Here is a 24,274-nt window from a genome sequence, read left to right on the forward strand (position 1 = left end):
TTGAAGCTGCTGAAACTGGCCGTGGTGGCGGGTATCGCGCTGAGCGCGTGCTCGTCACCCGGCCAGGCCCCGCAGGCGGAGCGGCTCAGCGCGGAACTCGTCACGCCGATCGAGGTCCGGCTGAACTGGCGCGCCGACGAACCGGGCGTCGCCGGTCGCGTTGTCGAGTTCGCGAACGATTCATCCGGCAAGTTCACGATCCTGCAGTTCATGCCGCCGTCGCAGACCACGTACACGCATCCGGACCTGATGCCGGAAACGCCGTTCTATTACCGCGTGCGGCCGTTTTACGGACCCGTCTCCGAGACGGCCGAGGTGACGCTGCCACCCGGTGACTTCGACGAGAACGACCAGCGGAACGACCATGAATGGGCGCCGCCGAAAGCGCTTCCCGAACCCGGCGTGGCCAAGCAGCCGATCAAGGGAACCGCCGGGGGAGCGCCCGGCAGGCTGACCGCGGAAGTCATGCACGCCAACGGGATCAAGTTCACCTGGTCGGACCAGGCGAGCGACGAGGATGGCTACCTGCTTGAGGTCAAACCGGAAGGCGCGCCGGACTTCCGCGAGGTGACCGTGCTCGATCCGGACATCAATTCCGTCGGTCTTATCACCATGCCCGACGAGAAGAAAGCCACCTACCGGGTCAGGGCGTTCTACTACGGCCCGGAGTCGAACGTGGTGCATGAGACGACCGGTAAGGACCCGTTGGACCGATGAGCGACCGGTGTCGGATTTGACCGTTGACAGCCGATCGGGGAGCTGGTGTGATCGGGCGCACAATGGTTAGGAAACTTTACTAACCATGACTCCGCCGCCGTCGTCACGTTCCGCCAGATGAACCAACCGGAGGCATTCGATGTCCCGCTCAAGATGGCGTGTACCACTGCTGACCCTGCTGGCCACCGCGGCCGCGACGGTCATCGCCCAGCCTGCCGTCGCGGCTCCAGTCCTGTACGAATCCGAAAACGCCGTGATCACCAAGGGGGTGGTCGAGTCCAACCACGCCGGGTTCACCGGCACCGGCTTCGTCAACTACGACAACACCACCGGCGGGTACATCGAGTACACCGTCACCGTGGCGCAGGCGGGCTCGGCGAAGCTGACTTTCCGCTACGCCAACGGAACCACGGCCAACCGGCCGCTCGACATCAGTGTCAACGGCACCCTGGTCTCGGACAACCTCGCGTTCCCCGGCACCGGCGCGTGGACGACCTGGAAGACCACCACCATCACGGCGAGCCTGCCGGCGGGCACGTCCAAGATCCGCGCGACGGTGGCGGGCATCGACGGCCCGAACTCCGACTCGCTGTCGGTCGAGGTCGGCGGCCCGCCGGACGATGTGCCGCCGTCCGCGCCCGGTACCCCGACCTCGTCCGCGGTCGGCTGCTCCAGCGCGACGCTGAACTGGGCGCCCTCGACCGACAATGTCGGCGTCGCCGGGTACAACGTCATCGCGAACACCGGCAACATCGTCGCCACGACACCGCAGCCGCCCGCGACGGTCACCGGCCTCAGCCCGGAGACGAGCTACACCTTCAGCGTCGAGGCGTTCGACGGGGCCGGCAACAAGTCCCCGCGCAGCGCGCCGATCGCCGTCACCACGACGAAGTGCACCGGCGGCACCACCCCGGTCGCGATCAACGGCCAGCTGCACGTGTGCGGTGTGAAGTTGTGCAATCAGTACAACAAGCCGATCCAGTTGCGTGGCATGAGCACGCACGGCATCCAGTGGTACGCCCAGTGCGTCAAGACGGCTTCGCTCGACGCGCTCGCCACCGACTGGGGCGCTGACATCCTGCGCATCGCCATGTACATCCAGGAAGGCGGCTACGAGACCAACCCGCGCAAGTTCACCGACCTGGTGCACGGCTACATCGAAGAGGCGACCAAGCGCGGCATGTATGCACTTGTTGACTGGCACCAGCTCAGCCCCGGTGACCCGAACTACAACACCGCGCGCGCGAAGACGTTCTTCACCGAGATCGCCCAGCGCCACAAGGACAAGGTCAACATCATCTACGACGTCGCCAACGAGCCCAACGGTGTCAGCTGGGCGAAGGTGAAGTCCTATGCCGAGCAGGTCATCCCGGTGATCCGCGCGCAGGACCCCGACGGCGTCGTCTTCCTCGGCACGCACGGCTGGGCGACGTTCGGCATCTCCGACGGCCGTAACGAGAGCGACATCCTCAACAACCCGGTCAACGCCACGAACATCATGTACACCTTCCACTTCTACGCGGCGTCGCACCACGACGAGTACCTCAACGCGCTGAAGCGGACCGTGGACAAGATCCCGGTGTTCATCACGGAGTTCGGCACGCAGACCTCCAGCGGTGACGGTGGCAACGACTTCGCGTACTCGCAGAAGTACATCGACTTCCTGAACGCGAACAAGATCGGCTGGACCAACTGGAACTTCTCGGACGACGAGCGGTCCGGCGCGGTCTTCAAGGCCGGCACCTGTGCGGGGAACAATTTCACCGGTACCTCGGTGCTGAAGCCCGCCGGTGTCTGGGTACGAGACCGTATCCGGACCCCCGACGACTTCCCGACCAGTTAGCCGGAGTTCCGACCTCTTAGTGGAACGGGGGTTTTCGCTCGCCGAAACGGTGAACGAAAGCCCCTGTTCTCGCGTATCCCTCAGTGGGGTGACGCATGTCATACCGTGCGGTATGGCAAGCGCGATCGAGTAACGGAATGGGTACGGGAAGGGGCGATCATGGCGATTGTGTGACTCTGGTTACCGCACGGTAACCAGGCAATGCGACCTAAGTCACCGACGGTGGTTGCCGCATTTCCGTGTCACCTTTTCAGCGGTCAGCGGTTCACCGGTTTCGCGGTACCGCGCACGGGTCGAATTTGACTGGAAGACCACTCATGTTTACGGTCTGTGCCGGGACTGAGCGGGACCACGGTTGAGCCGATCCGGCCAGCGAAACTTGGGGGCGTGACCCAGGTAACGGACACCAGACCGCGCCGAAATCGCTTGGCGCGCCGGAAGGACAACTGACCGCGGTGAAGAAGATCTCCATTCGGCGTAATGGTACTTCGTCTATTCGGACGCGAGTACTGATGATCGCCCTCATTCCGAGTGTCGTGCTGATGCTGGTCGGATTCGCGGTCGGCGGATATTTGATCTATGACGCGGTGCACGGCCGCGAGTACGCCACGAAGATCCGCGAATCGGAAGCCCCGTCGATCCCGTTCTTCGTCGCGTTGCAGGAAGAGCGCCGCCTCACGCTGCGTGAGCTCGCAGGCAACAAGACCGAGCACGCCGCGCTTGTCGCCCAGCGCACGAAGACCGATGCCGCCTCCGCCGGCGTCTCGGCCAACCTGCAGAAGTTCGTCGGCGACGCGCCGGACAGCGTCCAGCGCAACATCGCCACCGTCGGCGGGCTGTTCCAGAAGCTGCCGCAGACCCGCCAGCTCGTCGACAGCGGCCAGATCCCGTCGCTCGACGCGTTCAACTTCTACAACAAGATCCTCGACCAGTTCGTCGACGGTGTCACCGGTCTCGCGCAGGACGCGCCCAACGCGGAGAACGCCTACCAGCGGATCACCGCGGTGCCGCTGTTCACCGCGATCGACCAGCTGCAGCGCTCCGACGCGCTCGCCGCGGCCGCGGTCACCGGCGGCGGCTTCTCCGACGACGACTACCGCGCCTACATCAGCCAGATCGGCGCCTATCACACCCAGCTCGACGCCTCCGTCGGCCGGATGATCCCCGAGGTCAAGGCGAAGTACGACCAGCTGATCGCCAGCGACGCGTGGCGCACGGTGCAGACGGTCGAAAACGCCTTGCTGCGCAACAACCAGGCGAAGCTCCCGGCCGCGGTGCCGGAGGACCAGTGGCGCGCCGCCGCCCGCCAGGTCGGCGACACGATGATGAGCGTCTTCGTCGCCCAGAGCTCGAAGGCCACCGAGGGCGCCATCGACGAGGCCGACAACACGCTGATCGCCTCGTCCATCGCGGCCGCCGCGGCACTGGCCATCGCGATCGCGATTTCGATCATCGCGCTGCGGCTGTCGAACCGGCTCATCGGCAGGCTCGCCAGGCTGCGTGAAGACACCCTGGACGTCGCCGAGATCCGGATGCCCGAGATCGTCGACCGGGTCCGCAGCGGCGAGGACGTCGACCTCGACACCGAGGTCCGCCTGCTCGACCACGGCAACGACGAGATCGGTGAGGTCGCCGCCGCGTTCAACACCGCGCAGCAGACCGCCATCGCGGCCGCCGTGGAAGAGGCCAAGATCCGTGAGGGCACCAAGACGGTGTTCCTCAACATCGCGCACCGCAGCCAGATCATCGTGCACCGCCAGCTCAAGGTGCTCGACGCGGCCGAGCGCAAGCAGGAGGACCCGGAGCAGCTGGAGACGCTGTTCCAGCTGGACCACCTGTCCACGCGTGCCCGCCGCAACGCCGAGAACCTCATCATTCTCGGTGGCGGGCAGCCGGGCCGCCGCTGGCGCAACCCGGTCTCGCTGACCGAGCTGACCCGTGGCGCTTCGGCCGAGACCGAGGACTTCGCGCGGGTGAAGGTCGCGAAGCTGCCGAACATCGCCGTCAACGGCCCGGTCGTCGGTGACCTCGTGCACCTGCTCGCCGAGCTGATCGACAACGCGACCTCGTTCTCCCCGCCGGAGGCACGCGTCGACATCCGCGGCAACGTGGTCGGCAAGGGCGTCGTGCTCGAGGTCGAGGACCAGGGCCTCGGCATCGAAGCGGCGCAGGCGGAACAGCTCAACTCGATGCTGCGCAACCCGCCGGACTTCGGCATCATGGCGCTGTCCACCGAGCCGCGCCTCGGCCTGTTCGTGGTCGCGCGCCTGGCCGCGCGCCACGGTATTTCGGTGACACTGCGGGAATCCGCGTACGGCGGCACCCGCGCGATCGTGCTGATCCGCTCCGAGCTGCTCGGCGCCGTGCCCAACGACTCCGGCGACATGCCGCCCGCCGCCGCAGAGGAGACCGCCGTCGTGGCGCCTGCCGAGCGTCCGGAACTGCCGGAGCGCCGTCCCCGGCACCGGACCGAGCCCGAGCACACGTCCCGCCTGCAGCCGCAGCCGGAACCGCAGTACGCCGAGCCGCAGGAGCCCGCGTTCGAGGCGCCGTACGAGTACGAACCCGAGCCGGAACCGGAGCCGCAGCGCCTGCCGGAGCCGGTGATGGCCGCCGCGCCGCCGCGCTCGCCGGAGGTACCGCCCCGGGTGGACATGTTCCGCCCGCAGCAGCCGCCGACGCAGCAGGCGATGCGCCCGGTCGAAGCGCCGCGCCAGGCACGGCCGCCGCAGCCGCCGCGTCCACCGCAGCCCAACGCGCCCGCCGGTCCCGGCGGGTCCATGGCACCCGGCCGCCCGCCGTTGCCGCAGCGCCGCCGCCAGCAGAACCTGGTGCCACAGCTGCAGAACGACGCACCGGCCGACTGGCCGGAGGAGACCCGTGAGGAGTCGCCCGACATGGCACGGAACCGGCTCGCCGCGTTCCAGCGGGGCACTCGCCGGGCCCGTGACGAGGAGTTCGACAACGACACGTATGGAGATCGCACGTAATGGCCAACGCAGGAGTCAGTGAGCTCGACTGGTTGCTGGACGACCTGGTCAAACGGGTCGCGGGCGCCGACAGGGCCGTGGTGCTCTCAGCCGACGGACTGCTCATCGGCCGGTCCGGCAACCTGTCGGAGGAAGACGCGGAGCACCTTTCCGCCGTGGCGTCGGCTTTCCAGAGCCTCGCCCGTGGCACCGGCCGCCACTTCGGCGGCGGCCAGGTGCGCCAGACCATGGTCGAGATGGACCACGCGTTCCTCTTCGTCACCGCGGCGGGCCACGGCGCGTGCCTCGCGCTGCTCGCCACCGAGGACGCCGACATGGGCATGGTCGCCTACGAAATGAACATGATGGTCAAGCGGGTTGGCGCGGTTCTAACCGCCGCACCGCGCGTTCAGCACACGTCGCCGTGAACCGCGCGGGAGACATCTGGTTCGACGACCAGGCCGGTCCGCTGGTCCGGCCGTACGCGGTCACCGGCGGGCGGACCAAGTCGGACACGATCGGGCTCGACCTGATCACCCTCGTGGTGGCGCTGCGCACGGCGGCGGACGTGTACGACATGGAGCCCGAGTATCTGCAGATCCTGCGGATATGCCAGCATCCGATGTCGGTCGCCGAGGTGGCCGCGATGGTCGACCTGCCGCTGCCGGTCGTCAAGGTGCTGCTGAGTGACCTGATCGAAGGCAACCTGCTGATCTTCCGCACCGCGGCACCCGTCAGTGACAGGCCCAACAAACACGTACTCCAGGCGGTTCTTGATGGCATCCGGAAACTCTGAAGGTCGGCGAAGCCTCACCGCGACGGCGGTGAAGGTGATCATCGCCGGCGGTTTCGGAGTAGGCAAGACCACGCTGGTCGGTTCGGTCAGCGAGGTACCGCCACTGCGCACCGAGGAGGTCATCACCGAGGCCTCCGAGGGCGTCGACGACCTCTCGGGCGTGGAAAAGAAGAAGACGACCACCGTCGCGCTGGACTTCGGCCGGATCACCATCAACCCCGAGCTGATCCTGTACCTGTTCGGCACACCTGGCCAGAACCGCTTCTGGTTCATGTGGGACGAACTCGCCCGCGGCGCGCTCGGCGCGGTCGTCATGGCCGACACCCGCAGGCTCGACAGCTGCTTCCCGGCCGTCGACTTCTTCGAGCGGCGCGGCCTGCCGTTCGTGGTCGCGGTCAACTGCTTCGACGAGGCCTACCGCTACGGCACCGAAGAGGTCCGCGAGGCACTCGACCTCGACCCGTACGTGCCGATCCTGCTCTGCGACGCGCGCGAGCGCGACTCCACCAAGCAGATCCTCATCACGCTGATGGAACACGTCATGGCCGACGCCGACCTCGCCGCCGCCGGAGGCCGCCGCTAAGCCTGCCGCGCTGGTCGGCGTGTCGCCCGTTCACGCACGGGTGTCGTCCGTCTGCGCACGGATGGCGTCCATCGGCGTACGTTCGCTTGGGCACCGCGCGTGTGCGCGAACGGACGGCACGCGTGCACAGACGGACGACACGCGTACCTGGATGGACGACACGACGTCCGCAGCCGTTAGGCCTCGAGGTGGGCTTTGAGGCGGGCAAGGGTGGTCGCGATGTTGGCGTTGTTGGTGCCGGCGCGGTCGGGCTGGCCGGTGATGAAGTTGGCGATCGGCCGGAACCACATCGGCACGCGCAGCCAGCAGTTCTCGACCACGGTGCAGCCGCCGTCGCCTGGCCGGATGTCGTACTCCCATCGCGAGATCGGCACCATGAACGGCGTCCGCACCTCGAACGCGAAGTTCCGGCCGGGCTCGGCGTCGGTGATCCGGCAGGTGGTCACCCACCGGCGCCAGCCATTGCGGTTGTGCCCCTTGAACCGCGCGCCGACGGCCGGTCCCCGCACGCCGCCGAGCCAGCTGGCGCGGACGACCTCTTCGGCGAACTCGACCATGACGGTCGGATCGCTGACCAGCTTGTAGATCTCGGCCGGGGGCGCGGCGATGGTCACCTGCCCGGACGCGAACGGCTCACCCATGCTGGGACTAGAGCAGTACAGCGTTCAACAGGTCAAGAACCGCCCGGCGATTCGTGCGTTGCGCGCGTAGCGGGGGTGACGCATTCCCATGGCCCCCATACACCGGCTCACCCCAAAGCCCCGCCTGGCCTTCCCCATCCCCGAACGGTCGGCACGCGTGCCTGAAGGGTCGGCGGAGTCCCGACCCCGCAGGCACGGGTTCCGACTGCTCAGGCACGCGTGCCGACCTTCCAGGTACGGGTGCCGACTCCCTGGGTACGCGTGCCGACCGGTTGAGTGTGTGAGGGCAGGGGTCGTGAGTGTTGCCGCCGGTTAGAACCGGCCGTACCACTCACGACCCGGGCTCACGAGTCCGACAGGGTGTCGAGGATGCCTTGGCCGTATTTGGCGAGCTTGTTTTCGCCGACGCCGCTGATCGTGCCCAGCGCTTCGAGCGAGCTTGGCTTTTCGGTCGCGATCTGGCGCAGGGTGGCGTCGTGGAAGATGACGTACGCGGGCACGCCCTGCTCCTTCGCCGTCGCGCCACGCCAGGCGCGGAGCTTCTCGAAGGTCGGGGCGGCCTCGGCGGGCATGTCGATCGACGAAGGGCGCTTGGCCTTGGCGGGCTTCGAAGCGGCCGTGCGCTCGGGCTCGCGGCGGAGCATGACCTCGCGCTGGCGGCCGAGTACGTCGGCGCTGGTTTCGGTGAGGACCAAGGTTCCGTAGTCGCCTTCGACCGCCAGGAGGCCTTGCGCGAGCAGTTGCCGGACGACGCCGCGCCACTCCGTGTCGCGCAGTTCGGTGCCGATGCCGAAGACCGTCAGCTCGTTGTGCTTGAACTGCTCGACCTTCGGGGTCTGCTTGCCCAGGAGGATGTCGATGATCTGGCCCGCGCCGAACTTCTGGCGGCGCTCGTTCTGCAGGCGGTAGACCGTCGAAAGCAGCTTCTGCGCGGGGATCGTGCCGTCCCAGGACTCCGGCGGCGTCAGGCAGGTGTCGCAGTTGCCGCACGGCTCGCCCTGCTGGCCGAAGTAGTTGAGCAACTGGACGCGGCGGCAGGTCACCGTCTCGCACAGCGCGAGCATCGCGTCGAGGTGCTGGGACAGCCTGCGGCGGTGCGCCAGGTCGCCTTCTGAGGTGTCGATCATTTTCCGTTGCTGCACAACGTCTTGCAGGCCGTACGCCAGCCACGCCGTCGACGGCTGCCCGTCGCGACCGGCGCGGCCGGTCTCCTGGTAGTAACCCTCGACGGACTTCGGCAGATCCAGGTGGGCCACGAATCGGACGTCCGGTTTGTCGATGCCCATGCCGAACGCGATGGTCGCGACCACGACCAGGCCGTCCTCACGCAGGAACCGGGACTGGTTCTTCGCGCGGACACGGCTGTCGAGCCCCGCGTGGTACGGGACGGCCTTGATCCCGTTCTGGTTCAGGAACTCCGCCGTCTTCTCGACCGAAGCCCGGCTGAGGCAGTACACGATGCCCGCGTCGCCGGCGTGTTCGTTGCGCAGCAGGTCGAGCAGCTGCCGCTGCGGCGAGTTCTTCGGCACGATGCGGTACTGGATGTTCGGCCGGTCGAAGCTCGCGACGAAATGCCGGGCCTCGCCGAGGTTCAGGCGCGAGGCGATCTCGGCGTGCGTCGCCTTGGTGGCGGTCGCCGTCAACGCGATCCGCGGGACCTCCGGCCAGCGCTCGTGCAGATCGGACAGGCCCAGGTAATCGGGCCGGAAGTCGTGGCCCCACTGGGAAACACAGTGCGCCTCGTCGATCGCGAACAGCGAGATCTTGCCCTTGTCGAGCAGTGACAGCGTCGACTCGACACGCAGCCGTTCCGGCGCCAGGTACAGCAGGTCGAGCTCACCGGTCAGGAAAGCGCGCTCGACTTCGCGTTTCTGCTCGAAATCCTGGGTCGAGTTCAGGAATCCGGCGCGCACGCCGAGGTCGGTCAGCGCGTCGACCTGGTCCTGCATCAACGCGATCAGCGGCGAGATGACCACGCCGACACCCGAGCGCACCAGCGCGGGAATCTGGTAGCACAACGACTTCCCGCCACCGGTCGGCATCAGCACCAGCGCGTCGCCGCCGGAGACGACGTGCTCGATGATGTCCTGCTGCCCTCCCCGGAACGAGTCGTACCCGAAGACGCGGTGCAGCACCTGCAGCGCGTCGCTGGTCGCGAGGTCGTTGGGGGAAGCCACGCCGCGATACTACGAGCAACCACCGACACCCGGCCGGACCGGCAGGCCTACCGGACCGAAAGCACCGGATTTCACGACCATTCGACCACGGTGATGTACTCGTCGGACGTGACCGCGAACCGCGTGCCGTCCGGATGCACGGCCACGGTCTCCGGCTCGTAGGTCCAGCCGTAGGGCAGCGCGCGATGGCCGGTCGGCAGGTGCGGCCACGAGGCGACCACTTCGCCGGTCACGGGATCGAGAAGCTTCGGATACTCATAGAAGCTGAGCAGGTGATCGCCGAACCTCGCGATCGTGCCGAGGTGCCCCTGGTAGGAGACCTTGCTCGTCCAGTCCGCGGCTTCCATCGACCAGACACCGAGTTCGCCGTCGTTCTCCGAGCCGATCGAGAACACCGCCAGCCGGTCGTCATCGAGCCAGCACGCCGACTCGACCTCACCGGCGGGCGGTTCCGGAGACCGGGGTGTCCGGACCGCGTCGAGCGTGCGGGGATCGGCGAGCGCGGCGTCGAGATCGAAGACCTCGGCGATCCCGATCGGATGCCAGACCCAGCCCGCGCTCAGCAGCCACCGTCCACCGGGACTGACGGCCAGCCGCGAGTGGTAGATGTCCGACTCGTAGACGCCTTCTTCGAGCGGACGGGAGGTGAGCCGTTCCCCGGTCTCCGGCAGTTCGATCTCCAGCCGGTCGCGGCGCTCGGGGCAGTGGATGAGCACTTCCCGTCCGTCCGTGAGCCGCCCGAACGTCACGGGATAGAAGAACGCGTCGGGATCGTCGTCGTCACGGGTGAGTTCGCGGAGGATCTCGCCCCGGTCGAGCAGCAGGCCGTCGACGCCGTACTCGTGGTAAATGACCTGGTAGCGCCCGGACGGCGACACGGTCGCGCCGTCGTAGAAGTCGGGGAAGGGATACTGCGGACCGCCGTCCAGTGGGCCGTCGGGGTACCAGGTGTAGCCGCTCACCCAGTCGGCGAGTCCGTCGCCGTGCCAGGTCAGGGTCTTCGGTGCTTGGCCGGTCGTCGGCCATTTCTCTTCACTCTTCATTTCACCTCGCATGGTGACAGGCCGCCGCGCCGCGCGCCGCCGAATTTCGGGTGTATCAGCGCCGCGCCGTCCGGCTCCGTCCGGGTGGAGGTGGGGCAAATGAGTGTCGTGATCTTGCTGGCTCTGCTCGGCGCCGGCCTGCTGGCGGCGGTGTTCGTCTACCGCAGGAGGAAGGGACGCAAGCCGAAGGCGGCGAGCGCCGCGGCCGCGCTCGACGTGCCGAAGTTCCGGGTGGTGACGCTCGGCCTGCAGGGCTCGGGCAAGACCTTGCTGCTGACCAGCATGTACCGCAGGCTGCAGGTGCCTGGCGGCCGCGGCTTCCACGTCAAGGCGCCCTACGAGCAGTTCATCGAGCTGAGCCGCTGGTACCGCCAGATCGCCGACGACGGCGAATGGCCGGAGGGCACCACGCGCGGCGAGATGCGCGAGTTCGAGTTCAGCGTGATGACCGACGTCGGCGACGACACCAAGCCGGTAGTCAAGATCGGCTACCTCGAATACCCCGGCGAGCTTCTCACCGACCCGGACGTCGCGGGGTCGACCGCGCAGGCGCGGCTGCTGGAGTCGATCGGGAAGGCCGACGCGCTGATCGGCATCATCGACGGTCTCCGCGTGCTCCAGGCTTATCAAGGCGATCGACGCGGCATGGCGATCCTGCAGGTCACGCTCGACGCGATGATCAACGCGATGCTGGAGTCACGCAAACCGATCGCCTTCGTGATCACCAAATGGGACCTGCTCGACCAGCTGCACGCCGACGAGAACACCCGGCTGCACATCGTGCGCACGCTGCTGATGAGCATCCCCGGTTTCCGTGACCTGGTGCGAGTGCAGAGCACGCGGCGGGTGATCCGGCTGATCCCGGTCACCGCGGTCGGTCACGACTTCGCGGTGCTCGACGGCGGGCAGGTGCGCAAGAAGGCCACCGGCAAGCTGGAACCCGCTCATGTCGACATGGCGCTTTCCGCGGTGGTGCCGGACATCCTGCGCCAGGTCGAGCTGTCACTCGACCGCGAGACGCGCGAGGCGATCATGACCGAGGCGCGCCGCCGTACGAAGATGGGACCGGCCGAAGCGTTGCAGACCTTGGCCGAGTTCGTCGCGACGCGTGCCGGGAAGATGCTGCTCTCCACGGCCGGTGGCGGGCTGCTCGCCGATTCGGGGCTGGCGTTGTTCCTGGACTCCCATTTCGACGACGGCGGCCGCAAGGCGACCGCGCTGAACGAGGCGGATCGGCGCGCCGACGAGCACATTCTCGCCAGGCGGCGGGTGGTCTCCGAGCTGCAGCAGCAGGTGGCCGTGCTGGAAGCGAAGCTGCCGAGTTCGCGGCTGGGGGACTGACCGATGCGTGCGTGGCCGTTCCTCATCGCGCGGGGCAGGCGCCGGGGCTACTCGGTGCTGCTAGCGCCGGATTTCCTTGTCACCGAACAGGATTACGGTTTCCTGGAGGACAACGTCCGCCCGTTGCCAGGTTCGGCGCCGTTCGCCGTCGCCGGGGTGACGAGCCCGTTGGGCAGGCCCGTGTGCCTGGTCTGGGCGGACCATCCGGTGGCCGAAGCGGACATCGACGGCGGGCCGACCCGTGACGAGCACAGCCGCCCGTTGCGGCTCATGGCCGGATTCCTGTGCTCTGGCAAGGTATCCGAGCCGTCCACAGTGGACATAGACAAGGCGCGTCAAGACGCGCTGGCGACGTATCGCCGTTTCCTCGAAGACGAGGAGCACTTCGCGGTCGAGTCCTCGGCGGCCTTCGAAGCGGTTTCTGCAGGCACCGAGCCGCCCGAGGAACAGCCGCCGCCCGAGCCCAAGCCGCGTTACTGGGTGTGGCTGGGACTGGCGGGCCTCGTCGTCGGCGGTGCCGTCACCGGGGTGACGCTGCTGACCGGCTCGGAGCCGGAATCGCCGCCGCTCAACCCGTGCGGCAAGGCGACGACCAGCCTGGCCGTGCTGACCACCGGGTCGAGCCCGACGGTCAGCTGCCTGCCAACGAAGTCCAGTCGGTGAGCACGGTCTTCCCGTCGGCGGTGCGCAGCCGGAGCCTGAACGTCCCAGCGGGCTTCGGCCGCACCACGAACCAGCCCACCGCGTCGACCGGCACGGTCGTGGTGCCACCGTCACGAAGCCGCACGTCGAGCTCGCCCGCCTGCGGCGGCACGACCTGACCGTGCAACGCGTCCGGCCCGACCTCGACCTCCAGCGTCACCTCGGCCGCGGAGTAGGTCAGCGCGCGCACCGACGCCGAGTCGGCGCGCGTGCCTGCCACTTCGGCGCCTGCCGAGTCGAAGGTGAGCGCGGCGAGTTCGGCGTCGACCCCGCGCCACGCGAACGCGGCCTTGCCCGCGTTGACGAACCCGGCGGGCACCTCTTCGGCGGTGCGCAAGGCCGCTTCCAACTCGGCCAGTAACTCTTCCTCGGTCATGGTTCAGCCCTCCGTGCCATTGATAAAGGGCGTCAGCGCGGAACTCTTGCGCAGCGTGCCGAGGCAGCGCATGCGGTTGGGCCCGATCCCGCCGACCGGGATGTCCAGCTCGCCGGAGATTTCGGCATACGGCCTCGGCGGGTCGGCGAACAGCATGGTCAGCAGGCGGCGGCACCGTTCCGGCAACTCCGCGAACGCCTGCCGCAGTGCGACGAAGCGTTCCTGCCGGAGCAGCCATTCGTCGGCGGCCGCGCCCTCGGCGTCGGGTAGCCGGTCGTCCTCGACCGGCACCTGCTTGCTCTGTCCACGCAGGACACGGAGGCATTCGTTGCGCGCGACCGTCGCCAGCCAGCCCGGGAGCGCGGCGGGCTCGCGAAGCTTCTCAAGGCCTTCGACGAGCCGTAGCCACACGCTCGCGCCGACATCGTCCGCATCGGCGCGCGAGAGCCGGTGCCGCATGCATACCGACCAGACGAGTGGCGCGTAGCGCTCGACGAGCTGGTCCCAGGCGCGCTGGTCGCCGTCCTGGGCCCGCTTGACCAGTGCCACCACCGACGGGTCATCACGCATGGTGGCAATCATTGCGGGAAGTGCACCTTTTTGGCCACCGCGCCGGGACCATCGGTGACGGCCGCGAGTGCCGCGGCGCCGGAGAGCCCTTCGCCCATCGCCTTCGCGAGCGCGCCGGTGACGGTCGCCGCGGCGAACGACGTGCCGCTCCAGGTGGCCTTGCCGGTGAAACCGGTGTGCGCGAACTCCAGCAGATCCACCTCGCCCACGACGTAGGCGCCCTGCTGGACCATGCCCGGCGCCTCCATGTCCACCCACGGCCGGATCATCGAGAAGGGTGCGTCCACCGCGCCGACCGCGATGACGTCGTCGAACGCGGCGGGGAAGATCTTCAGCGGGTTCGTCTGCAGCCGCCGGTTGCCCGCGGCCGCGACGACCACCACATCGTCGCCGAGCCGGTCGAGCGCGCGCCGCAGTGCGAGCGGCTCCACGTCGTTCTCGGTCACCACGCCGAGTGACAGGTTCAGGATCTTGATGTCGGTGTGCCGGAAGCTCGCGATCTTGCGCGCGGTCTCCCAGAGCGAGCGGGCGCCGCTAGTGCCGTCGAGCCCCGCCTTGACGGTGATCCGGGCGCCTGCGGCGTGTTCGCGGATCTTGCCGACCACGAAGGTGGCGTGCCCGGCCCAGACATCGACGATGTCCTTCTCGGCGATGACGATTTCCTCGTCGGCCACGACTTCGCCGCCGAAGGTCGAGTGCCGGAACAGCGGCGTGTCGACCACTCCGATGTGGATGCCCTTGCCACCGGACGGCGGGCCGACCACGACCTCGACATCGGTGTCCAGCGGGTCGAGGACGCCCTTGTGCTGCGGGTAGCCGATGACCGCCGAGTCGTTCTTGCCGAGCAGCGGCAGCGGTCCGCCCTCCGAAAGCATCTTCGCGGTCAGGTTGGCGATCAGCGTGTCGAGCTCGGCTTCCGAGTGCACCGCCAGGTTCCGTAGGAGCGCCAGCCCCAGGTCCTCGCTGACCTCCCAGTCACCGCCCCAGGCGCCGAGGTTCTTCAACGCGGCGGTCACGGCGTCGAGATCCTGGGTGTCGACGATCAGCTCATCGTGCGCGGTCATGGGGAGCCTGCCTTCCTGGGTCACTACCTCAACGGAGTGGTTCGCCACCGGTTTGATCCCACTCCCGCGAATTTCGTTTCACTCCGGGCCGGCACCGTTCATGCTTTCGGGGTGGAAAGACCGACGGCCCGGCAGCAGGCGCTCGCGGCGCTGCGCCGTGCCGACGTCGACGCGGGCCGGGCGGCGCCGGTCGCCGAGCGGGCCGTCAACCGGGCGCTGCGTGAGGGTGACAAGGAAGCGGTCTCACTGGCCGAGCGCGCCTGGGGACGGGCGGTGCTGCAGAAAGACGTCGACAGCGCGATCCGGCATCTGCGGCGGTCGATCGACTTCGCGGGCGGCTGCCCGGTGCTCGCGGGGGAGTCGCGGATCCCGCTGGCCGGCGCCTTGTTGCAGCGAGGGAGGCCCGATGCCGCGCTGCGGGAGATCGAGCTGGCCATCGAGGTGCTCGACGGGCCCGGTCTCGCGCGGGCACGGGCGCAGCGCGCGGACATGCTGCATCAGATCGGCAGGCTGGACCGGGCACAGGCCGAGTACCAGGTCGCCGTTCCGCTGCTGCGGCGCGCCGGTGACCAGATCAGCCTGCAGCGCACGCTGGTCAACCGGGGGATCCTGTTCACCGAGCGGTACGCGTTCGCCGCCGCGGAGGCCGACCTGACCGAGGCCGACGCGCTGGCCAGGCGGCTCGGCAGGCAGCTCGCGGTCGGGATCATCGCCGAGAACCTCGGCTTCCTGGAGACGGTGCGCGGTGACGTGCCCGCCGCGCTCGCACACCTCAGCCGGGCCGAGCACATCATCGGCGAGCTGGGCGGGCAGCTCGGGCCGGTGTTCTCCGACCAGGCCGAGCTGCTGCTCTCCGTCGGCGCGCGTGCCGAAGCCGGGGAAGCGGCGGGCCGGGCCGTCGAGGCGTTCGAGAACGAACGCCGCCGGTTGCTGATCCCGCCTGCCCGGTTGCTCGTCGCGCAAGCGGCCCAGCTCGGTCAGGACTGGGCGACCGCGCTCGACCAGGCGACGCGGGCACGTCGCGAGTTCACGCGCCAGCGCCGGAGTGAATGGGCCGAACTCGCCCAGCTCGCCATTCTGCGCGCGCGGCTCGCGTCGGGGACCGGCACGCGGATCGCCAACAGCCGGGTCGAAACCATGGTCGACACCCTCGCCGCGGCCGGCTGGCCGGCCTCGGCGCTGGAAGCCAGGCTGGCCGCCGCGCGGTTGGCGTTCGAGCGCGGTGACCGGGTGCGCGGGCATGCCTACCTGAGCGCCGCGAGCGCGTCGACACGACGTGGACCTGCGACTTTGCGTGCGCGCGGGTGGTACGCGCGTGCGCTGCTGGCCTGGGAGGACGGTGACGCGCGCGCGACCACTCGCGCGGTTCGCGCCGGGCTGCGCATCCTCGACCAGCACGCTGCGGCGCTCGGCGCGACCGACCTGCGTGCGCACTCGGCCGCGCACCGGATCGAGCTGAGCGAGCTGGGGCTGCGGTTCGCGCTGCGGTCCGGCACACCGTCGGCGGTCTTCGAATGGGCCGAGCGAGGCAGGGCGAGCAGGCTCGCGCACCGGCCGGTCCGCCCGCCCGACGATCCGGAACTCGCCGCCTTGCTGGCCGAGCTGCGTGCCACGGCCGAGCAGATCTACCGGTACGGCCAGACCGGGCTGCGCGCCAAGCAGGCCGCGCTCGAACGCCGGATCCGCGACCGCACCCGGCTGCGTCCCGGCGCGCCGGTCGAGGGCGTCGAGCCGGTGAAGGCGCCCGCGCTCGGCGACCGCGCGCTGGTCGAGTTCGTGCAGCTGGACGGCATGCTGCACGCGGTGACGCTGGCCGGCGGCCGGTTGCGGCTGCGGACGCTCGGCGCGGCCGCGCCGGTGGCCGACCTCGTCGACCGGCTGCCGTTCGCGCTGCACCGCCTCGCCAGGCGCGGCGGGTCCGCGGCTTCGCGTGCCGCCGCGATGACCTTGCTCGACAGCGCCGCCGCCGCGCTCGACCAGGCGTTGTTCACCGCGCTGCCCGAGGTCGGCGACCGGCCGCTGGTGCTGGTGCCGACCGGCTCGTTGCACAGCGTGCCGTGGTCGGTACTGCCTTCGTGCCACGGACGGCCGGTCACCGTCTCGCCGTCCGCGACGCTGTGGCACGCCGTCGCGGCCAGGCGCACCGGTTCGTTCGGCACGGTCGCCGTCGCGGCAGGCCCCGGGTTGACCGGCGCGCACCACGAGGCGCACGCCGTCGCCGCGTTGCACGGCACGACCCCGCTGGCAGGCGACGCGGCCACAGTGGACGCGGTGCTCAAGGCGGTCGCGTCGGCCGACGTGCTGCACCTGGCCGCACACGGCAGGCTCGCCGTCGACCAGCCGCTGTTCTCCGACTTGAGGCTGCACGACGGGCCGCTGGTCGTGCACGATCTGGAACGGCTCGACCGGGTGCCGCGCCTGGTCGTGCTGGCCTCGTGCGACAGCGGCCGGTCCGTGGTCTGCACCGGCGACGAGCTGCTCGGCCTCAGCGCGACGTTCATGGCACGCGGCACCGTCCAGCTCGTCGCTTCGGTCGTGCCGGTCCCGGATGCCGAGACCGCGCCGCTGATGATCGAGTTCCATCGCGGACTCGCCGAAGGGCTGCGGCCTGCCGTCGCGCTGGCCGAGGCCCAGAAGGCGTTGCGCGGCAACGGCCACGCCGGTCTCGTGGCGGCCGCGGGCTTCGTCTGCTTCGGTGCTGGGCACTGAGCGTCCGCGGGCGGTGCGCTAGGCTTGCCGCATACCGGAAAGGTTGAGCAACCAGCCGTCTGGATTCGCCGTACGCCCTGAAACGGAGACGCCTGTGGTTGCTGAGTTGTTCGAGGTCACCGTCGAGCCGGATGAAACGGTCACCAAAGTGATCGCCCGAGGCGAGATCGACCTCATTTCCACCCCCGAGCTGGAGACCGCGCTGCGCACGGCGCTGGACGATGCCAGACCGCCGATGACCGTGCTGGTCGACCTCGCCGGGGTCTCGTTCCTGTCCTCGTCAGGCATGTCCGCGCTGATCCAGGCCCACCAGAGCGGCCAGGAGCAGGGCGTGGCCGTGAGCATCGTGGTCGAGGAGCGCGCCGTGCAGCGCGCGCTCACCGCCGCCGGGCTGGACCAGCTGCTCGACATCGTGTCGCGGGACGCACACAACCCCGCGCAGTAAGGACGACCGGCTTGCTCACGAGTCTTTGTCGTGGCGGGCTTGGGCGGCGAGCACCGCGTGCCCGTTGGCCGCGATCCAGCGCACCAGGCCGTCCAGCGGCCGCGAAACCCCGCGCCCGAGTTCGCTGAGCTCGTAGCTCACCTTGGGCGGGACGGACGGCTCGACCGTGCGGTCGATCAGGCCGTCGCGCACCAGCAGCCGGAGCTTCTGGGAAAGCATCTTCTCGCTGACACCGTCGATCTTGTCGCGCAACTCGAAGAACCGCAGCGGTCCGGGTTTGAGCGCCGCGATGATCAGCGTCGACCACCGGCCGGTGATGTGCTCGACGATCATGCGTCCCGGGCACTCTTTGTTGAACACGTCACCCACCGGGGCGGGGTCACCGTCGCTGATCAGCGAGCCGTCACGCATGTCAGGAGCTTACCAATCAGTATGTACTTACGAAAGGTAAGCCCGATGGCTAGCGTCGGACTCCTTGAAACCAAAGGAGAAACCCATGAAGATCGCCATCGTCAGTGGAGCCGGACGCGGCATCGGCGCGGCCACCGCCCGTGAACTCGGCCAGCGCGGTCACCACGTCCTCGTCAACTACCACCGCGACGCGGCCGCCGCCGAACTCGTCGTCAAGGACATCGCGGCCGCCGGCGGTTCGGCCGAAGCCGTCCAAGCCGATGTGCGAGATCCGGCGCAGGTCGCCGAACTGGTCTCACGCGCGGGCGGACGCGTGGATGTGCTGGTGTGCAACGCGAACACGGCCAACCCGCCGTTCGCGCCGTTGGCCGTGCTGCCGTGGGAGGACTTCGCGGCGAAGGTCAACGGCGAGCTGGCCGGGGTGTACTTCCTGACCCAGCAGGTGCTCGAGCTGATGCGGTCGCGCGGTGCGGGGCGCATCGTCTACGTGTCGAGTACCGCCGCGGACAAGGTCGGCAGCGTCATCGCGCACTCGACCGCGAAGGCCGCGCTGAACACCTTCAGCCGTCACGTCGCCGCGGACGCGGCCCGCCACGGGATCACGGTCAACACGGTCGCGCCCGGTCCCGTGCGCACCGACGCGACCGCGGCCGTTTTTCCCGCCGCGGCAACGGACTACCTCAGCGAGCGTTCGATCGCCGGGCGGGTGCTGGAGCCGTCGGACATCGGGCGTGCGATCGCGCTGGTGGCCGATGACGGCTTCGGCGCGGCGACGGGCCAGGTCATCCGGCTCGATGGCGGGCTGGACGTGCTCGAGCAGCAACTTGACGGCTTGGCCCGCATCTTCGCCGGTTAAGGGGGCGTGAGCGTTGCATGTCCCGGCAAGTCGCCCACCTCGCGCCGACTGAGCGCACAGACGCCACTTATGCAACGCTGAGTGACACATATGCCCCGTTCGTTCCTGCGCAAAAGCGACAACGCGGGACAAAAAGAGCCGACAAGGTTCCTTTGTGGACGTTTGCGGGTACCCGGGCGAAGGGTGATCTTCGCGAAACCCGAGTTTGGGCCATTGGACTGCCTGAACTCGGGTTTCGCGTATCCGACTTTGCCGAGCCCCCTGAAGTTCGGGTTGTGAAGGGAGCCTTCACAACGCTCGGCGTGGTGAACTAGGCCCTCATCCGCTCCGCCCGCAACGCTCACGAGCCTTTAGTTCTTCAGCGACGGGGTGGCGTCGGCTTCGAGGTGGACGGCGATCAGGTTGAGCAGGAGGTCCGTGTCGACGGGCTTGGTGACGTACTCGTCGGCTCCCGAAGCCAGTGTCCTGGCGCGGTCCTCCTCGGTCGCCTTGGCGGTCACCGCGATGACCGGGAGGTCGGCGTGCGCGGCCGTCTCCCGGATGGCGGAGATGGTCGCGTTGCCGTCCAGTTCCGGCATCATCACGTCCATCAGCACCAGCGCGGTGTCCTCCTGCTGCTCCAGCACCCGGATCCCCGCGACGCCCGTGTCCGCGTAGACGACCGTGAGCCCGTGCTGCTCCAGGACAGCGGCCAGGGCGAAGACGTTGCGCAGGTCGTCGTCGACGATGAGCACCTTCTCGCCGTGGAAACGGGGCAGTGTCGCCGACACCGCGGGCAGCGTGTCCGGCGCGATCGCGGGCATCGTGGCGCGTGGCTTCGACGGGATCACCCAGTGCGCCGGGTCGACCGGGAGGTACAGGGTGAACGTGCTGCCCTGGCCCGGCTCGCTGTGGACGCGGAGTTCGCCGCCGAGCAGCTCGGTCAGCTGGAGGCTGATCGACAGGCCGAGGCCGGTGCCGCCGTACTTGCGGCTGGTCGTGCCGTCGGCCTGGCGGAACGCCTCGAAGATGATCGCCAGCTTGTCGGCGGGGATGCCGATGCCGGTGTCCTCGACCGCGAACGCCAGCACGCCGGGCGCCGCGCGCAGGCTCTCTTTGTCCACTTCGGACGGATCGGCCATCCGGATGTGCAGGCGGACACTGCCTTCGTCGGTGAACTTCGCCGCGTTGGACAGCAGGTTGCGCAGCACCTGCTGCAGCCGGTGCTCGTCGGTGTGCAGGCTGCTCGGCACCGGCGGGTCGATGACCACCGCGAACTCCAGGCCCTTGTCCTGGGTGAGCGGGCGGCACAGCGATTCCACGTAGTCGACGACCTCGGGCAGCGTCACGTCGGACACCTGCAGGTCGACGTGGCCGGACTCGACCTTCGCGAGATCCAGGATGTCGTTGATCAGCTGCTGCAGGTCACTGCCCGCCGAGTAGATCGTCTTGGCGAACTGGATCTGCTTCTCGGTGAGGTTGCCTTCGAGGTTGTCGGCGAGCAGCTTCGCGAGGATCAGCGCGCTGTTCAGTGGCGTGCGCAGCTCGTGCGACATGTTCGCCATGAACTCCGACTTGTACGCCGAAGCCATGGTCAGCTGCCGCGCGCGCTCTTCGAGTTCCTGGCGTGCCTGCTCGATCTCGGTGTTCTTGATCTCGATGTCGGCGTTCTGCTGCGCCAGCAGCGCGGCCTTCTCGGCGAGCTCGATGTTGGAGCTCTGCAGTTCCCCTTGCTGTGCCTGGAGTTGCTCGGTGCGTGCCCGCAGTTCCTGTGCCAGGCGCTGGGACTCGGTGAGCAGTTCCTCGGTCTGGGAACTGGTCTGGATGGTGTTGACGTTGATGCCGATGGTCTCCTTGAGCTGTTCGAGGAGATCCAGGTGCACGTCGCTGAACTCGTTGACCGAGGCCAGTTCCACCACGCCGAGCACTTCGCCTTGGAACAGCACGGACAGCACGATCAGGTTCACCGGCGACGCCGAGCCGAGCCCCGACGAGATCCGCGTGTAACCGGCAGGCGCGTTGCGCATCAGGATCGTGCGCTGGTCGACCGCGGCCTGCCCGACGAGCGACTGCCCGAAGTTGAACCGCATCTGCTCGGAGGAGTCCGGCAGCCCGTAGCCCGCGATGCGGTCGAGTACCGGCTGCCCGGCTTCGTTTTCCCTGGTCAGGAAGAACGCCGCCTGCTGCGCGCCGATCAGCGGCGCCAGCTCGCTGAGTACGCGCGACGTCATCGTCGCCAGGTCGCGGTGCCCCTGCATGAGACCGGAGATCCTGGCCAGGTTGGTCTTGAGCCAGTCCTGCTCGCGGTTGGTCCGCGTGGTCTCCTTCAGGTTGGCGATCATCTGGTTGATGTTGTCCTTGAGCTCCGCGAGCTCACCGGACGCCTCCACGGTGATCTGCCTGGTCAGGTCGCCCGCGGTCACCGCCGTCGCGACCACCGCGATCGCGCGGACCTGCGCGGTCAGGTTGCCAGCCAGCTGGTTCACGTTCTCGGTGAGCCGCTTCCAGGTGCCCGACACGCCTTCGACCTCGGCCTGGCCGCCCAGCGTGCCTTCCGTGCCGACCTCGCGGGCGACTCGGGTGACCTCCGCGGCGAACGCGGAGAGCTGGTCGACCATCGTGTTGATCGTCGTCTTGAGTTCGAGGATCTCGCCGCGCGCGTCGACGTCGATCTTCTTCGTGAGGTCACCGCTGGCGACCGCGGTGGTGACGGTCGCGATGTTGCGGACCTGGCTGGTCAGGTTGTCCGCCATGAAGTTGACGTTGTCGGTCAGGTCCTTCCACGTGCCGGCCACGTTCGGCACCCGCGCCTGGCCACCCAGGATGCCTTCGGTACCGACCTCGCGTGCCACACGCGTGACCTCGTCGGCGAACGCGCGCAGCGTCTGGACCATGCCGTTGATCGTCTCGGCGAGCGCGGCGATCTCGCCCTTCGCGTCCACGGTGATCTTCTTGCCGAGGTCACCGCCGGCGACCGCGGTCGCCACGGCGGCGATGCTGCGGACCTGGCCGGTCAGGTTGTCGGCCATGACGTTCACGTTGTCGGTCAGGTCCTTCCACGAACCCGCGACGCCGCGCACCTGTGCCTGGCCGCCCAGCTTGCCTTCCGTGCCGACCTCGCGGGCGACTCGGGTGACTTCGTCCGCGAAGGCGGAGAGCTGGTCGACCATGGTGTTGATCGTGTTCTTGAGTTCGAGGATCTCGCCGCGCGCGTCGACGTTGATCTTCTGCGTCAGGTCGCCCTTCGCCACCGCGGTGGTCACCTGGGCGATGCTGCGGACCTGGCTGGTGAGGTTGTCGGCCATGAAGTTCACCGAGTCGGTGAGGTCGCGCCACGTGCCCGCGACGCCCGGCACCTCGACCTGGCCGCCGAGCTTGCCCTCACTGCCCACTTCCCTCGCCACACGGGTGACCTCACCCGCGAAGGCGGAGAGCTGGTCGACCATCGTGTTGAGGGTGTTCTTGAGTTCGAGGATCTCGCCGCGCGCGTCCACGGCGATCTTCTGCGACAGGTCGCCCTTCGCCACCGCGGTCGCCACCTGGGCGATGTTGCGGACCTGCGCGGTCAGGTTGTTCGCCATGAAGTTCACGGACCCGGTGAGGTCGCGCCACGTGCCCGCGACTCCCGGCACCTGCGCCTGCCCGCCGAGCTGACCTTCCGTGCCCACCTCGCGGGCCACCCGGGTGACCTCGTCCGCGAAGGACGAGAGCTGGTCGACCATCGTGTTCATGGTCGTCTTGAGTTCGAGGATCTCGCCGCGCGCGTCGACCGTGATCTTCTGGGTCAGGTCGCCCCGCGCGACCGCGGTGGTCACCTGGGCGATGTTGCGGACCTGGCTGGTCAGGTTGTCGGCCATCGAGTTCACGTTGTCGGTCAGGCCACGCCACGTGCCCGCGACGCCCGGCACCTGCGCCTGGCCGCCGAGCTTGCCTTCGGTACCGACTTCCCTCGCCACACGGGTGACCTCACCCGCGAAGGCGGAGAGCTGGTCGACCATGGTGTTGAGCGTGGTCTTGAGCTCGAGGATCTCGCCCTTGGCGTCCACGTTGATCTTCTGCGACAGGTCACCCTCGGCCACCGCGGTCGCCACCTGGGCGATGTTGCGGACCTGGTCGGTGAGGTTGTCGGCCATCAGGTTCACGTTGTCGGTCAGGTCACGCCAGCGGCCCGCCGCGCCGGGTACCTCCGCCTGGCCGCCGAGCTTGCCCTCGCTACCCACTTCGCGGGCCACCCGGGTGACTTCGTCCGCGAAGGCGGAGAGCTGGTCGACCATGGTGTTGAGGGTGTTCTTGAGTTCGAGGATCTCGCCGCGCGCGTCGACGTTGATCTTCTGCGAAAGGTCGCCCCGCGCCACGGCGGTGGTCACCTGTGCGATGTTGCGGACCTGTTCGGTCAGGTTGTCGGCCATGTAGTTGACCGAGTCGGTGAGATCGCGCCAGGTGCCGGTGACGCCGGGCACCTGCGCCTGGCCGCCGAGCCGTCCCTCGGTGGCGATCTCCCTCGACACCCTGGTGACCTCGGTGGCGAACAGCGAGAGCTGGTCGAGCAGGCCGTTGACGCGATGACCCAGCTCGGCGAACTCGCCGTGCAGCTGCCTGCCGTCGAGTTCCAGCTCCATCGGCCGCGAGAGGTCGCCTGCGGCGACCGCGCCGATGACCCGGTTGAGCTCCTTCGTCGGCCTGGTGACGTCCTGGATGAGGCCGTTGACCTCGTCGATGGCGATGGCCCAGCCGCCGGGGCCGATCTCGGTGGAGACGCGCTCGTCGAGCCTGCCCTCTTGGCCGACGGTGGTCCGCACACGCTGTAGCTCGCTGACGAGAAGCTGGTTGCGCTCCGCGATCTCGTTGATCGCCTCGGCCAGTCGGGCGGTGACACCGCCGCCCTGCGGGACGATCCGGCGCCGGAAGTTCCCGTCGCGCAGCTCGTGAGCAGCGGAAAGCAGGCGTTCGAGCGCGCGCTCGTCGGCTGCCGGTTCAGCGTGTGTGGTCATGCTCGCTCTTTCCACCTTGCCGAGGGTCGCATGGTCGTTGTTCAGCCTCCCATGATTCGCT

General features: G+C 68.6%; 19 protein-coding genes. 11 read left to right on the forward strand and 8 right to left on the reverse strand.

All coding sequences use genetic code 11. The features are described from left to right. From ACFV15_RS00455 to ACFV15_RS00480, 6 genes are all read left to right on the forward strand, one after another. The gene (locus ACFV15_RS00455) at positions 1 to 717 is read left to right on the forward strand and encodes a fibronectin type III domain-containing protein (protein WP_378347964.1); all 717 of its coding nucleotides are present in this window, start codon (positions 1 to 3) and stop codon (positions 715 to 717) included. A 139-nt stretch (positions 718 to 856) separates the two neighbouring features. Beyond that, positions 857 to 2,560, forward strand: coding sequence for a cellulase family glycosylhydrolase (locus tag ACFV15_RS00460; protein ID WP_378347965.1), 1,704 nt, complete (start codon positions 857 to 859; stop codon positions 2,558 to 2,560). Positions 2,561 to 3,072: 512 nt separating this feature from the next. Beyond that, the gene (locus ACFV15_RS00465; RefSeq protein WP_378347966.1) at positions 3,073 to 5,550 is read left to right on the forward strand and encodes a nitrate- and nitrite sensing domain-containing protein; all 2,478 of its coding nucleotides are present in this window, start codon (positions 3,073 to 3,075) and stop codon (positions 5,548 to 5,550) included. Beyond that, positions 5,550 to 5,957, forward strand: a complete 408-nt coding sequence (locus tag ACFV15_RS00470) for a roadblock/LC7 domain-containing protein (protein WP_091290651.1) — start codon at positions 5,550 to 5,552, stop codon at positions 5,955 to 5,957. The genes ACFV15_RS00465 and ACFV15_RS00470 overlap by 1 nt, the downstream gene beginning before the upstream one ends. Further along, the gene (locus ACFV15_RS00475; RefSeq protein ID WP_378347967.1) at positions 5,954 to 6,325 is read left to right on the forward strand and encodes a DUF742 domain-containing protein; all 372 of its coding nucleotides are present in this window, start codon (positions 5,954 to 5,956) and stop codon (positions 6,323 to 6,325) included. Before ACFV15_RS00470 ends, ACFV15_RS00475 begins: the two co-directional genes overlap by 4 nt. Then, positions 6,306 to 6,908, forward strand: a complete 603-nt coding sequence (locus ACFV15_RS00480) for an ATP/GTP-binding protein (protein ID WP_378347968.1) — start codon at positions 6,306 to 6,308, stop codon at positions 6,906 to 6,908. Before ACFV15_RS00475 ends, ACFV15_RS00480 begins: the two co-directional genes overlap by 20 nt. Positions 6,909 to 7,084: 176 nt before the next feature. Here ACFV15_RS00480 and ACFV15_RS00485 read toward each other — a convergent pair whose 3' ends face one another. From ACFV15_RS00485 to ACFV15_RS00495, 3 genes are all read right to left on the reverse strand, one after another. Further along, positions 7,085 to 7,549: an SRPBCC family protein gene (locus ACFV15_RS00485; RefSeq protein ID WP_378347969.1), complete on the reverse strand. Its 465-nt coding sequence runs from the start codon at positions 7,547 to 7,549 to the stop codon at positions 7,085 to 7,087. A gap of 344 nt (positions 7,550 to 7,893) precedes the next feature. Then, positions 7,894 to 9,726: a DNA helicase RecQ gene (gene recQ, locus ACFV15_RS00490; protein ID WP_378347970.1), complete on the reverse strand. Its 1,833-nt coding sequence runs from the start codon at positions 9,724 to 9,726 to the stop codon at positions 7,894 to 7,896. Positions 9,727 to 9,797: 71 nt separating this feature from the next. Continuing rightward, the gene (locus ACFV15_RS00495; protein ID WP_378347971.1) at positions 9,798 to 10,769 is read right to left on the reverse strand and encodes a hypothetical protein; all 972 of its coding nucleotides are present in this window, start codon (positions 10,767 to 10,769) and stop codon (positions 9,798 to 9,800) included. Positions 10,770 to 10,868: 99 nt separating this feature from the next. Here ACFV15_RS00495 and ACFV15_RS00500 point away from each other — a divergent pair, with 99 nt between their 5' ends. Both ACFV15_RS00500 and ACFV15_RS00505 read left to right on the forward strand, forming a co-directional pair. Beyond that, on the forward strand, positions 10,869 to 12,110 hold the full coding sequence (locus tag ACFV15_RS00500; RefSeq protein WP_378347972.1) for a hypothetical protein: 1,242 nt from the start codon (positions 10,869 to 10,871) through the stop codon (positions 12,108 to 12,110). Between the two features lie 3 nt (positions 12,111 to 12,113). Continuing rightward, positions 12,114 to 12,773, forward strand: a complete 660-nt coding sequence (locus ACFV15_RS00505) for a hypothetical protein (protein WP_378347973.1) — start codon at positions 12,114 to 12,116, stop codon at positions 12,771 to 12,773. On the opposite strand, the gene ACFV15_RS00510 is transcribed toward ACFV15_RS00505, so the two are convergent. From ACFV15_RS00510 to ACFV15_RS00520, 3 genes are read right to left on the reverse strand one after another with little or no spacing between them, the layout of a single operon-like run. Next, entirely contained in the window at positions 12,742 to 13,188 is a 447-nt protein-coding gene (locus tag ACFV15_RS00510; protein WP_378347974.1) for a hypothetical protein, read from the reverse strand. The two genes, ACFV15_RS00505 and ACFV15_RS00510, sit on opposite strands and share 32 nt — an antisense overlap. 3 nt (positions 13,189 to 13,191) lie before the next feature. Beyond that, positions 13,192 to 13,758 (reverse strand): RNA polymerase sigma factor, encoded by a 567-nt coding sequence (locus ACFV15_RS00515; protein ID WP_378347975.1) that lies wholly within the window; start codon positions 13,756 to 13,758, stop codon positions 13,192 to 13,194. A gap of 8 nt (positions 13,759 to 13,766) precedes the next feature. Then, on the reverse strand, positions 13,767 to 14,822 hold the full coding sequence (locus tag ACFV15_RS00520) for a S8 family serine peptidase (protein WP_378347976.1): 1,056 nt from the start codon (positions 14,820 to 14,822) through the stop codon (positions 13,767 to 13,769). A 111-nt stretch (positions 14,823 to 14,933) separates the two neighbouring features. On the opposite strand from ACFV15_RS00520, the gene ACFV15_RS00525 reads away from it, so the two are divergent. Together ACFV15_RS00525 and ACFV15_RS00530 are read left to right on the forward strand one after the other, a co-directional pair. Beyond that, a complete protein-coding gene (locus ACFV15_RS00525) occupies positions 14,934 to 17,531 on the forward strand; it encodes a CHAT domain-containing protein (protein WP_378347977.1) in 2,598 nt (865 codons plus the stop codon). Positions 17,532 to 17,625: 94 nt separating this feature from the next. Next, positions 17,626 to 17,976, forward strand: coding sequence for an STAS domain-containing protein (locus ACFV15_RS00530; protein WP_378347978.1), 351 nt, complete (start codon positions 17,626 to 17,628; stop codon positions 17,974 to 17,976). Positions 17,977 to 17,991: 15 nt separating this feature from the next. Here ACFV15_RS00530 and ACFV15_RS00535 read toward each other — a convergent pair whose 3' ends face one another. Beyond that, positions 17,992 to 18,387, reverse strand: a complete 396-nt coding sequence (locus ACFV15_RS00535; RefSeq protein ID WP_378347979.1) for a winged helix-turn-helix transcriptional regulator — start codon at positions 18,385 to 18,387, stop codon at positions 17,992 to 17,994. Between the two features lie 85 nt (positions 18,388 to 18,472). Between ACFV15_RS00535 and ACFV15_RS00540 the strand changes: the two genes are divergently transcribed. Then, positions 18,473 to 19,243, forward strand: a complete 771-nt coding sequence (locus ACFV15_RS00540; protein ID WP_378347980.1) for an SDR family oxidoreductase — start codon at positions 18,473 to 18,475, stop codon at positions 19,241 to 19,243. Between the two features lie 350 nt (positions 19,244 to 19,593). Here ACFV15_RS00540 and ACFV15_RS00545 read toward each other — a convergent pair whose 3' ends face one another. Further along, complete coding sequence (locus tag ACFV15_RS00545; RefSeq protein WP_378347981.1) at positions 19,594 to 24,213, reverse strand: HAMP domain-containing protein; 4,620 nt, start codon at positions 24,211 to 24,213, stop codon at positions 19,594 to 19,596. Between the last annotated feature and the right edge of the window lie 61 nt (positions 24,214 to 24,274).

Origin of the sequence: Amycolatopsis sp. NPDC059657 (genome assembly GCF_042734395.1) — a bacterium.
In the GTDB taxonomy this organism is placed as follows: Bacteria; Actinomycetota; Actinomycetes; order Mycobacteriales; family Pseudonocardiaceae; genus Amycolatopsis.